General features: G+C 58.9%; 8 protein-coding genes. All 8 read right to left on the reverse strand.

Annotated features, from left to right (window positions below; translation table 11 throughout):
• Positions 1-3 precede the first annotated feature (3 nt).
• A complete protein-coding gene (gene tssA, locus WS46_RS08560) occupies positions 4-1584 on the reverse strand; it encodes a type VI secretion system protein TssA (RefSeq protein WP_059690129.1) in 1581 nt (526 codons plus the stop codon).
• Positions 1584-5132 carry an ImcF-related family protein gene (locus tag WS46_RS08565; RefSeq protein ID WP_059690130.1) on the reverse strand — a complete coding sequence of 1183 codons (3549 nt, stop codon included), beginning with the start codon at positions 5130-5132 and terminating at the stop codon, positions 1584-1586. Before WS46_RS08565 ends, tssA begins: the two co-directional genes overlap by 1 nt.
• Positions 5129-6367 carry a hypothetical protein gene (locus WS46_RS08570; RefSeq protein ID WP_059690131.1) on the reverse strand — a complete coding sequence of 413 codons (1239 nt, stop codon included), beginning with the start codon at positions 6365-6367 and terminating at the stop codon, positions 5129-5131. Before WS46_RS08570 ends, WS46_RS08565 begins: the two co-directional genes overlap by 4 nt.
• A 3-nt stretch (positions 6368-6370) precedes the next feature.
• The gene (locus tag WS46_RS08575; RefSeq protein WP_059690132.1) at positions 6371-6628 is read right to left on the reverse strand and encodes a PAAR domain-containing protein; all 258 of its coding nucleotides are present in this window, start codon (positions 6626-6628) and stop codon (positions 6371-6373) included.
• A complete protein-coding gene (locus WS46_RS35135) occupies positions 6625-7164 on the reverse strand; it encodes a hypothetical protein (protein WP_156443092.1) in 540 nt (179 codons plus the stop codon). Before WS46_RS35135 ends, WS46_RS08575 begins: the two co-directional genes overlap by 4 nt.
• Before the next feature lie 243 nt (positions 7165-7407).
• Positions 7408-8331, reverse strand: a complete 924-nt coding sequence (locus WS46_RS35140) for a hypothetical protein (protein ID WP_156443093.1) — start codon at positions 8329-8331, stop codon at positions 7408-7410.
• 347 nt (positions 8332-8678) lie between these two features.
• Positions 8679-9473: a hypothetical protein gene (locus tag WS46_RS35145; protein WP_156443094.1), complete on the reverse strand. Its 795-nt coding sequence runs from the start codon at positions 9471-9473 to the stop codon at positions 8679-8681.
• Entirely contained in the window at positions 9466-12090 is a 2625-nt protein-coding gene (locus WS46_RS08580) for a glycoside hydrolase family 19 protein (protein ID WP_059690133.1), read from the reverse strand. The genes WS46_RS35145 and WS46_RS08580 overlap by 8 nt, the downstream gene beginning before the upstream one ends.
• Between the last annotated feature and the right edge of the window lies 1 nt (position 12091).

Raw genomic sequence — 12091 nt, forward strand, 5'->3', positions numbered from 1 at the left:
TTCTTATGAGAGGGTCAGGGCGCGCGCCGGGTCCAGCACGGTCAGTTCCGCCTGCAGTTCGCCGATGTGGCGCGCAAGTGCCGGTTTGTCGGCGTCCTTGCGGTTGCTCATCGCTTTCAATGCACGAACGAGCTGTTGCTTGACCTCGAACACGAGCGCCGGCTCCCAGCGCATCAGCGGCAGCGCCCGGGATGACGTATCGAGCTCGGCAAGCAGCGCGAGCGCCGTATCAGGACGGCCGGCATGATCGGCAACGCGCGCCATCACGAGCCGTTGCAGATAGCGGTGGCGTTCGGTCTTCACGCCCGGCAGCGCTTCGAGCCACGCGAATGCAGCCTCGACGCCTTCACGCGCGGTCGCGTCGCGCGCCTGCGCCTCGATTTCCGGCCAGTCGCCGGTGGCATCGCCCTCGCTGTCGGCCGATACGGGCAGCGGGACGACGGCCTCACCCGCTTCGAGGTCTCGCACAACCGCGTGCCGCGCGATCCATTCGAGCGTCGTGTCGTCAGCGAACGGCGTGCCGTCGTTGAACGCCAGCCGCTCGATGCCCGGCAAGCGTTCGAGGAACAGCGCGAAGTCCGCGCGCAGCAGTTCGCGCCATGTGCTGTACGGCGCACCGACGTGGTCGAGTGCGACATGCTGGAAGTACTGCAGGTCGAACCACAGGTGATTGACGCCTTCCATGAACGCGCCTTCGACGCGTTCGAGCAGTTCGTGCCACTGCTTCTGCAGCACAAGCCGTTTCATCTGCTGCCTCAGTTCGCCACGTGGTGATACGAGCCGCGTATGCGATGCTGCGTCCGCCGGCGGCACCTCGTGCAGCGTGTCCCAGCGGATGCTGCGTACGAGCCGCACCGACGGCAGGTAGCCGTTCTCCTGGCTGCGCAGCCACACCGCCATCGTGCGCGCCTGATCCAGCAAATCGCGTGTCGACGCTATCGCGCCGGACGTCGTCGACGCGGTTGTGGTTGTCGACGCAACCGTCTCGGTTTCCATGCTGCGCGGCGCTTCGCCATTGCGCTCGAAACGAGAGACGAGCGGCTGCAGGTTCGGGCGCGCTGCGTCTGGCCACGCGCCGGTGATGGCGACCAGCACATCGAGCGCGGCGAGCGCCCGCTCGAGATCGGCAGGCGCGAACTCGCCGCGGCTTTCCAGCAGCTCGAGCACGCGCGCGGTGGCCAGCATTTCGAGCGCGCCCTTCTTTGCCTCGGCGCGCGCGGGCAGCACCGCTTCTCCGAACCGGTCGACGAGCGCGGCCGCCAGCTCGAGTCCGTCCGCGAAACCGGCGGGGCCGTCCTGCCGCAACCGCGCAAACGCGTGGTAGCCCGCCAGACGCAGATCCTTGCCGGTTTCCTTGAGCAGCTGTTCGCAGGATCGGACGATCAGTCCGTCATCGATACCGGAAAGCTTTTGCGTTTCTTCCCGAAGCGCGAAGAATACGTCCTCGTAGCCGGGATCGCGGCCGACCCCGCCCTCGCCGGCAAGCGGCTGCAACCATGCACTCCATGTGTCGAGCCGTGCACGCACGAGTTGCTCGGCGTCGTCGCGCGCCGGAAAGAGGCTCTTGAACAGTCCACCCAGCATTATTCGACCTCCGAAAACGTGCCACGCGGCAAGGGCACCGCGGCGTGCTTCGCCGCCGCGATCATCGATGCCGGTAACGGCGGTGGATTGCTGGACGAAAGCTTCGGCTCCGCTTTTGTCGAGCCTGTCACGAAGATTCGCTTCGGCAGCGTGAAGTTGCGCAACTGCAGCACGTCCAGCGGCCCCGCGCCCGCCTCGCTGCGCAGCTGCACCCTGAGCGGAATGCCCTGGCTCGTGTCCGGCGTCCAGGTCAGCAGATAGCGCGCGCCGTCCTGCTGCGACACCTTCGCACGCTCCAGCAGCCGGATCAGGCCGAATCGGCCCTGCGAATCCAGCGCGGTACGCAAGCCACCCTGCTCGGTCTGCCATTCGATGTGCGACAGGTTTTCCAGCGACTGGCCCGGCCACTCGAACGGCGTCCACTCCTGCTTCTGGTTGAAGTAGTGCAATTCGCGTCCGGACAGCACGAACCGCATGTCGGTGACGCCCGGTGTCGGCACCGCCTGCAACTCATAGCGCACGCGCGCGTCGCCGGACGGGAACAGCACCGTCGAGATTCGCGTGAGCTTGTTCAGGCTGGCGAGGAAGCCCGGATCGATCGTCAGCGCGCCGTGGTCGGCGCCCTGCGCGGCTACCCACCGGTCGCCCTGCCGCTCGATGACGCCGGCCAGCTGCGTCATGACGAACTGCGTGATCACGCCGTTGTCCGGGCGCATGAAGCGCGCCATTTCGGGTAACGACGCATCGTTGTCGGAGTCGGCGAACGGATAGCGGCCGCCGAATGCCCTGTTCCAGTCGGCCAGGATCGCGGTGCGCCAGATCTCGTTCAGGCTCGCGGCGGCCGGCTGCACGACGACCTGCCACGACTGATCGAACGGCGCGCGGAACAGTTCGCCGAACCCCGACCACTGCTCGCCCAGGCTGGCGGCCAACCTGCTTGCGTAGTCGCGGCTGTCGGCGATATCGGATGTCTTGCCCTGCAGCACCGACTGCGCTGCCAGACGCGCCATCGCGTCCGGATCGGCGCCGGAAACGATCTGCGACGCCTTGAGCCGCATCGCAGTGACCCGCTCGAGGTAGCGCGCGAGACTCAGGTCTCCAGTCGCGGCGAGCTGCGTGGCGGCTTTGCCGTTGCCTGGGGCACCTGACATAAGATCACTGCCGGTCAGGCGCAAGATCGGGCCGAAAACTGTGGCAAGCGGCGCAAGCTGCGGCTGAGCCTGCTTCGACGGGTCCTTCTCGCTGCCTCCGACAAGTTGCTGCGCCTTGTTGATCAGGTTGTCGGCCAGCGACTGCGCATTCGCGCCCGTGCCGGCCTGGTAGACGACTGCGTTCATCAGCGCGACGAGCGGCGAACGTTGTGGGTCGCCCAACAACGTCAGCTGGTCGGCCGTGGCCGACAGCGTTGCGGCGGGTTGCCAGCGCAGGCCGTTGAGGAACAGCGCCCAGGCGCGCGCGTAGTCGTCGAAGTAACGCTGACGCAGGTCGGCTTTCAAGGTCGACGGGGTGGCCTGGGTAGTCTTGACGTCGGATAACACCCAGTCGCCCGCAGCGTTTTGCCGCTCGCTCGCTTCGTCGATCGCCTTCGCGATCCGTTCGTCCCACGCGGCGCGCGTGAACACGCCCGGGACCGTCGCCGTCGTGTTGAACAGGCCGCGGCTGGTCGTATCGCCTAGCAGTGTCGCGAGCGACACGGGCGGATATTTGGCCTTCGCGTCGTCGAGGATCTGCTGGTACACAGCGTCGGTCGAGTTCTGGATGCCGCGCACGCCGATGACCGTCTGGCGGGTCGAAGCAACGAGGCCGAGATCCGGGGTGATTGCCGGCAATCCACCGCGGCCCAAATGGTCCGCAAAGAAGGCAATCGTGTGCTGGCGAAGGTCTTCCCAGGCGCCCGACGATAGCGGCGAATTGCCCGGTCGCACGGGCGCCGCCGTTGCAGCGAGCTGCGGTGTCAGAAATGACGCGACAGCGCGTTCGGGCTTCGCGAGCATCAGGTAGGCCTTGAGTGTGTCGTAGGCGGCCTGTACCTGCGCATTCCCGCCGCTGGCGATCTCGGCGTCTGACAGGGACGCGAGCTGATGCAGGCGTTCCTCGAGCTTCTGACGGATCGGTGCAACGAGGATGCGGCTCGCCACGTTGGCGTAGCTCGGCCACAGTGCGTCGAGCAGCGCGCCGTCGCGGTTCAGGCCGAAACGGGTCAGCCAGGGGGCGCCGTCGCGCCGATGGACTTCGAGCGTGTCGATCTGCTTGTCGAGACGGTCCAGCGTCAACATCGCCTGGGTGCGGTCCTGCGTTCCCGACAGCTTCGTGAGCGTGTCCCCGGCGGCCTGAATCGTCGCGCGGTTCGTGAAGCCCGACACCATCGTGCCGACGATCCACAAACCGATCAGGGTCGTGGTGAGCCACGCGGCCGTCGTCGACAGCGAGAAGCCGACCCGGCGGCCGTGGATCTTGCGACTGTGCTCGGCGACCATCTGCCAGATCGTTCGATGTTGCGGGCCGAGTGGCACCTCGTCGTCTTCCGGGGCGCCAGATGCCGGGGGGGGCAGTTCCCGCGCCTTGAACAACGGAGCGAACAGGACGCCGTGAACCGCGTGCTGCCAGACGCGGGACTGGGCGGTTTGCAGCACCAATCCCGACAAGGCGCTGCGCAGATCCGAAATATGCCGCGACAGCTCGGCGGGATAGCGGTCACCGGCATCCTTCGTCAAACGCACGACGCCCACGTCCGCGAGATTAAAGGCAAGGTCGTGCAACGACGCGTCAATCTCGTCGGCCCTGACGCGCGCGTTCGCCCACGTGAAGCCGATCGCTTCGTCGGGACTCGACGTTTCGTCGCCGAAATCCGTGACGTTGAGCAGATACGCGGGCGCGGCCCAATGCAGTGCGCGTGCGTGACGGGCGAGCCGCTGCGAGAGATTGTCGGCGTCGAACGGCGCATGGGCCGTGCTGCGGTTACGCGTCACCGCGACGATCGCGTCGACCGGGCGGCGACGGCGCAGGCGGCGGATCTGGTCGAGCCATTCTGCGTCGAGCGTGTTGCTCGTTTGTTTCGCGTAGAGCAGGACGGTGTCGCCTGTGATCGCGTAGCCGGCGTCGGCGAGGCCTGGTGCCAGGCGCTTGACGAGCGGTTCGTCGCCGGCAACCAGCACCCAGCGATCCCGGTAGCGCCAGCGCCAGCCGTGACGGTCGCGCAGGTTATTACGCAGCATAGCAGCTCCGTCAACTTGTCCCGGTGATTCATCCGGATCGTATTGGTCGACGGACGTGGCGCGCTTGCTGGCGCCATATCGAGCAAACCAACGAGCAGCTCTCAGCGAGGCAATCCAAAGCAGCGCACCCTCTAAGTACTTGACCAGCAGTATCACCACCAGCAAGACCGAAAACAGGGAAAGCTCGGCGATGATCCGGGTATCGCGAGACCACCCGTAACGAGTCCCCTTCACCCATACCGCAATACCGAGCGCAAGGAAGATAATGACAACCGCGATGCCAATAAAGAGGCCTGCCCGTATGGTTTTGTTATCGTTCTTGTTGTCGTTCATGTCTGCTTTCTGCACATAAGGGCGATGAGTCCCTCGTCTTCGCCACACAGCACCAATTGCGGGTCGCCGGTGGTCTGCGCGTTCTCTGCGGCAAGGACCACGGCCAACCACGCCCCCGCGCCCGAACAGTCACCCACCGATGACTCAAGCGCAATCCATCGAGTCTCGTTCGGAAATAACGCGGCTTGCCGAACGGCACTCACTTTGTCGCCAGTCAGACCATGCCCCCAAACCGTGCGCAGACGATCGCACGAGGACCGGCCCCAACGGGCGGCAAGCTCGATAGTCCGGGCAGCAGCATCAAAAGCACCTTTGGCAGGACGATGCAGCCATAGCCCGACAGGCGTGGCCGATGACGTAACGCGTGGGTGCCCAACGAGCAGCGCAACACCCGCTTCGGCAACGCCGTCCGATAGGACGGCACTAATCGCATCGCGAAGCTCAACGGCGATCATCAGATGGGCTGTGTTGACGTCTCGCTTGTCATGCCACGCGTCTGTCCGGAAGAGCGGAATCGTGTGTTCACCCGGCACGATGTCCACCTTCAACACGGCCACACGTTTCGAAAGCACTTCCCGTAGCTGGACCTCGACAGCCTCGGATTTCAACCGGGACCGATGATGCAGTTCGATTTGAAGCTTCGTTTGTGGCGGAAGCCTCTGGAGCTGTGGCAGGAGACGGTCGATCAAGCGTTCGAGCAGCCACGTACAAACGGCGTGATGCCGGATGTGTTCAGCGAGTTCGTTGCCCGGCTGAAAATGCATCTCAGGAATGTCGAGCCAACGTGCATTGATTTCAGTATCCGCGACTGCGCCGCTTGGACGAAGCTTCGCCAGTTCAGTTCCAGTCAGTATTCCTTCGAGCGAGTTTTCCGAATCGTCTGCGGCGAAACACCAGGCATGGCCCAGTATCGCGAGCGGCCTGCCTGCAACAGCGTGACACCGCTGCTCCGCCTCATCGCTGATGCGGTTAAACGCAATCGCCTGATTGCGACGGACATAGCCATACCCGAGCCAAGCACACAGCAGAAATGCCCACGCCATAAACGGGTAGCCCGCGAGACAGAACCCAAACCATAGTGTGTTCGTCGGCGCGCCCGCAGGCCAGAGCATGATCGCCAGCGCTGCCCCCGCGCCCATCATGAGTACGAGCAGGCTCGTCCAGACGAGCACCGACGGCTGCGGTGCAGGCGGTACCGCGACTCGCGGCGGCACGCGATTGAAATCGACGGGCATCGCTTACCGAACCTGCGCCCCGGCGGAAGAACCCACGAGGACCGCCCCACACCGCGTGTGATCGCCATCGCGCGACAGCGGCGTGGTGCCATCCTTCATCCTGCCGCTGCCTTCGACGATTTCATTGTCGCCGTGAATCGGGCACGACACCTTGTCACCGACACGGGCGGCCCGACGCCCCTTCACCTTGATGCGATCCGAGCCGGTCAGGATCTTGCCGCCGTGGCTCGTTGCGTCACCTTCATATGCGAGATTTTTCATTGGGTGTTTTCCCGCGTGAATTGATGAGGTGCCAAGATGGCATTTTTAGGAGCGTAGAATTCCCCTTCACTCGGGTTTCTGACAATATGCCAAATGAGATGTCCATCACTTATCTTCATAACTGCCTTTCCATTCTTTGCACCAAAGAAAGAAGAAAAAATTACGTTTGCCGATTTTCCGGTACCATCGATAACTCCGTCAATATTTGGGTTTGCTGCATCGTCACAGTCCATTTTTCTGCCGTTTTGCGCCGCCGCACAATACTGCCCTTGAAGATTTTTACCCTGCTGCTTTATTTCAATTGAAAAAGTCATCGTGTCCGGAGAGTTATTCCAGCCCCACTCACCAACAAAGAAATCAGTAGAAGACGCACATCCGCAGGCCGAAGTCACAGAGAATATGCACCCCAAAATTAGGCCCCTCAATCTATTCATGGCGTTGACCCATTGAAATTTAGGTATCGATCTCCTCTTTTTGCCCACCCACATATCCGCCTGTTTCTTGCGGATACAGTGATGCCCCAGAAGATTCGTCAATTGCTCCCACCGCTCTCCGTTCTTCGTCTCGATCCTCTCGATGCCAACGTTGGCCCCCCGCAGGCAGAATGCCTATATGTGTGCCATTCGGTGTCTTGCGAGCGCGCAGCCCCTGCTGCGCCATAATCGGAACCTGCCAGCTTCGGCCCGGATTTTGAGCTGCCGCCGTCTACGTATGCAACAACGCCACATAGCACCGTACATCTTAAGCAAATATTTACCAGAAAACTAAGACTCGACGATTCAATTACCTGTGGAGCACGCATTCACATCTTCACAACGAATCCAGCGCTCGATAATATTTCCGTCCTTCTGACGATATCTTGACGGCACAAATCCCTTCGACAAGCCAGATTCATTCACCAATACTGAATCATCTTGCACAAGGTAGGCTCTAGTAACTTTTGATTTATCGGGGATCGCATATAGATATGCCATCTTTGGAATCACTGCATGTCCGACCCAGGCACCCGACTCAACTGGTGCTACATGGATAGACGCGCCATTCCGGTCGCTAGTCAGAATCTTCTTCAGCTTAGCGGCGTCTTCGGTGTCTCCATCTCTCTGTAATTTGACAAGTAGTTTAGAATAAACACTTCTATTGCCTGCACTTGGTGGATCGCACGCAAGCAGATTGTCAAATGTGGTACCTTCCGCCAGATATGCCAGTATTGGCGGCTGTGAAATTTGGTATCCATTTTTATGTTTCGATGAATAAGCGGCGTAGATGTCGGTTGCATTAGGTGGATTATCGAAGATCGGCTCAATGTTGACGGACCACTGGTGAGGCGATTGCCACTCTCCACCACAGAGCGCATCTTGCGCCACATGCAAAACGCAACCATCCTTCATGCGTACGAAGGCACATAAATACTCGGAACGCTCCGACACACCGTTGGAATCAGCGAGCTCTCCTTCGGCAGAAAAATTCACGACCGAGTATTGTTTGTCTGGAGACAGACTGCTCGTGCCGGGCTCGTAAAATCTCAATCCCTCATCGAAAGGGGCAAACGTCGTGCCATCTGGCCGCTTAAAGCGAAGCGATCGGTAGGTGTCATGCCCGCGATTGGTATACTCTAAAATACTTGCTTCACTCGACACATATACCTGGGCCTGAACGCAGGCAGACAGTACTGTGAAGAACAAAAATAGGGATCTACGAATCATTTGAAGTTCTACAGCATCCCGCGAAGTTGGTTGTAACGTTCTACAGCAGAGTTCATATGGCGTGATGGACCATAGATCTGAATAAGTTCGGCTTCATACTGCGATCTGTTGTCACCCCATTGCGTCGGGTCTGTGCCCAATGCCGCATGTCATGCCCGAAGTGCATTAATTGATGTTTCAAGATCTCTAGAGACTTTATCGAGTGTGTTGACGTCCTGATCAAGAGCAAGCGCGCGACCTAGTCAAGATAGCAATAAGTCAATTACTGAATTTCTATAGCCGCACGACTTCTTGGTGATTGTAGTGCGCAAACGACCAATGAAATCCGCAACCTTCCCCTCACGATATCAATTCACCTTATTGTTCCGATCTTCAATTTCTAATGCTGAACACATTAACCACATCTTTAGCGGCTTCAAACCTCCGGAGAGTTTAACTTTGCACCATCCTGCTGTAACTTTTTCGACTGTAACCCGGTCCCCTTCGATCAGATACTTTCTTGTCTTGTCGCCAGTATTCGGCAATTCGAACAGGTGGCTTTTAAACTTCACTCGGACAGGAATATTTTCGTCCCCACTCATCAGCGAAGCGAAAGGAGATTCCATTGCCCGCCGAACGTCCAGTTTTGTCAGGTAAGGGAAATTGTATGTTATTTTTACTCCGTCAGACAAGAAGCTATAACCTGCCCCAAACCAATCGGAAGCACGCTCATTACGGCGCAAGATATTCCCAGCCAGATCAAAAACATCGACAGAATAGAACTTGCCAGATGAATTTTGTTCCGCGATAGAATCTCGAACCTCCATTGAATGGATTACGAAGATTTTTTTTCGATGGCTTTGATCAATTTCCAATGAAAATGCGTCAACAATTTCACCAGGCGTATCATCATAGAGCAACCCACGACCTTCGGCCTTTAAAGGTGGATTTCCATCAGCGATATAATACAAGGAAATCGCCTCGGCGCCGACCTGCACCTCGGTCTTCGGATCCGATGCCTGCTCTCGAACGAAGCAGATTATTCCACTCCCTACGCTCAGCGGGGGGTAACCCTGTGCGCCGCGAATATCGGCACACGTATTCTTCGCGCATGCCGAACCGCTTACAAGAGCGATCGCCAAGCAAATGTAATAATTAATCATCAGTGCACCTCGATGAAAAATCTTGATTGAATATGGAAGAAATCTCTCTTTTGAACTGCTGTCGCTCAGAAAGGCCTTTGTATCCGGGGTTTATTGGGCGAGTAACCTTCTTGACACCGTCATCTCCGACGACCGCTGGATTGTCAGCAATCGAACCAATCCTCCTATCCCTCCAGAACCATAATCCAGTCTCTATAATCGCTATTGGATTATTTTCGACAAGCTCTGGCTGACTATCAATAAGATGGCCAGTCGCTTGAGCGCAGCGCCTGTAGGTTTCGTAATGGGTCAAGTGAAGCAGGCCGCGACCACGAAAGTCTTTTCCAGGTTGTTCATTGGATCCAAAGCAGTGTTCCCCATAGGCGACATCATTTGCAATCAGATTATTTTGAATCCATGCAATCTTTGCCGAAGGAGTTGGAAAGGTCATATTTTTACGAGCAAAACCGTTGTTGATGGCAGTGCGAGCCATGTTATACAGGCTTTGCCCGGTGTGGCTTGCATAGTTGAGCGACTCTCTGAATGCCGTAAAGCGCTGCGTCTCGTGCTTGGCCTGCGCTAAGAGATGCTTCACTTGGCGACAGCTATTTACACCATATTCCGGGAATAATTCAACTGAAGCGCGGGTCATTTCGGAAACAAAGTTGGCACCAGCGCCAGGGGCAATTTTTCTCAAGAACTCTGTGGTTAATGTGATTATCGCACCGCATCTCTTGCACACAAGATTCTTATTTGAGAAATTTGCTGCGATGGCAATTGGGTTAACATGATGTACATCTGGGCCCGGAAGGCCCGGCACCTCGGCCTTCACGTCATTCCACCACGCGAGCTTCTCGATACGCTTCTGCTCTTCGTCGTGCTGCGGCTTGGGCCCCGTCTGCTTCTCCAACTCTGCGATTAAGTGCTTCCATTTCGACGGATTCGCCCACTCGCTCTCGTGCTTGACGATCAGCCGGGACGCCGCCTGCATCAACCACGGATATCCCCCGCGCCCGGTCTGTGCCAGTGTGCATAGTTCGTCAGCCGCCCGCTTGCCATCCCCTCTCGTGAACAGGGTGTCGTACACCTTGAGCATCAACGGGCTGAGATTCGAACGCGAAGCGATGTCGCCAACATTGGCGCCGCTCTCATAGTCGACCCACTTTGGGGTTGTCGCAAAGATTGTATGCGCCGGATCATGGGTATCCCCCGTACACTCGAAGTCGATCCACTTCTGCGCGAATTCCCGCGTCACCCGCCCACTTGCATGATTGAAGTCGCACACCCAGCCGTCGATTGGTTGACCTTGTGCATTCACGCCGTCGACGTGCCACCAGCTCACCGGGTAACCAGGATTAGGATTCGGATTCGGCTCGGGGATTCGTCGCTTCGGGTCACGCGCCAGTTCGGCGAGCGAATACACCTGAACCGCGTCCGTCTTTCTCGACTGCGGATCAGCGCCTGGAACGAACTTGTTATTCTGGGTACGTTGATACAGCACCGTGCCTGGCGCGATCCGCAGGATTGTTGGCTCCGATGGCAGGCCCAATGCCGACCAGTCCTCTTTATGCGGTCCGTGCTCGTTGACCCATGCCCGGCCTTGTTCGAGAAACGATTGGATACTGTCGTCGCAAAACACTTCGATATGCGCCATCCGGGTTCCGGACGTGCATTGATTCAGCGAGTCGTATCGACCAAGGTGACCGATCAATTCCCCCGCTTTGATCGGAATGCCGGGCGTGTCGCCTGGCTTGGTTTGGTCCGTCACCACAATCACCCGATCGAAAATCGAGTCCTGGATAGTCTCCTCGACAACCGGCCCACCGTTTTCCTGACCGAGATAGACCCACTGATCAATTGCACTTGACGGCTCGACGTATCCGCCTGCTTCTTGCGGATACAGTGATGTTCCGTGAAGAGCCGTCAACTGCCCCCACCGCTTTCCGTGCTTCGTCTCGATCTTCCCGATGCCAACGGTGGCCCCCTGGGGCAGAATGCCAATCGGAGTGCCGTTCGGAGTCTCGCGAACGCGCAGTCCCTGCTGCGCCGAATCGGGAACCTGCCCGTTTCGACCAGACGATGGCTTATCCTGCGCGTACTGTGTCACCCGCCATTGCCGCGGCCAGTATGATGGCTTGTCGCGCTTCGGGAAGTTCGCGTAGTCCTCGTACGACATCAGGTGCATGTACAGGCTGTAGAACGTCAGCTTCCTGCCCCGCGGAAATTCCATCGTGTGCCGCACTAGAGCAAAGCCGGTACTGTACGGTGCCTGATCGGGCGATTCGCTCCCGATCGCGGCTATCTCACTGAGTGGATATGTCTTGTCGGCGCGATACGCGATCAGTACGCCGTCGGCAATGCAACGCAATCCCGCCTCGAGATCCAGCGACTGTCCGGCGCCCGCTTCCGTGACGTGAATTCCACCGTGCCACATGCCTTTGCGGCCCACGAGATACGTGCCAGCCGGCTCATGCTCGGCTAGCAGCCGATAGATCTCATGCTCGTCCGTGAACTGCGCGGAGGCCTTGGACTGGCCCTGCCCCTTGCGCAGGAACGGAAACGCGAACGGCAGTGACTTCAGCTTGGCTGGTGCCGGCGTAGGCGCTTGCGGTTTCTTCGGTGCGGGTTGAGTTGTCATG

It is taken from the genome of Burkholderia sp. RF4-BP95, from assembly GCF_001521985.1.
Classification (GTDB): Bacteria; Pseudomonadota; Gammaproteobacteria; order Burkholderiales; family Burkholderiaceae; genus Burkholderia; species Burkholderia diffusa.

Bases quoted from the DNA above. Each gene is read 5' to 3' on its own strand.
- WS46_RS08575 (WP_059690132.1), bottom strand. From the start codon at position 6,628: ATGAAAAATCTCGCATATGAAGGTGACGCAACGAGCCACGGCGGCAAG.
- WS46_RS35145 (WP_156443094.1), bottom strand. From the start codon at position 9,473: ATGATTAATTATTACATTTGCTTGGCGATCGCTCTTGTAAGCGGTTCG.
- WS46_RS35140 (WP_156443093.1), bottom strand. From the start codon at position 8,331: ATGATTCGTAGATCCCTATTTTTGTTCTTCACAGTACTGTCTGCCTGC.
- WS46_RS08565 (WP_059690130.1), bottom strand. From the start codon at position 5,132: ATGAACGACAACAAGAACGATAACAAAACCATACGGGCAGGCCTCTTT.
- WS46_RS08580 (WP_059690133.1), bottom strand. From the start codon at position 12,090: ATGACAACTCAACCCGCACCGAAGAAACCGCAAGCGCCTACGCCGGCA.
- tssA (WP_059690129.1), bottom strand. From the start codon at position 1,584: ATGCTGGGTGGACTGTTCAAGAGCCTCTTTCCGGCGCGCGACGACGCC.
- WS46_RS08570 (WP_059690131.1), bottom strand. From the start codon at position 6,367: ATGCCCGTCGATTTCAATCGCGTGCCGCCGCGAGTCGCGGTACCGCCT.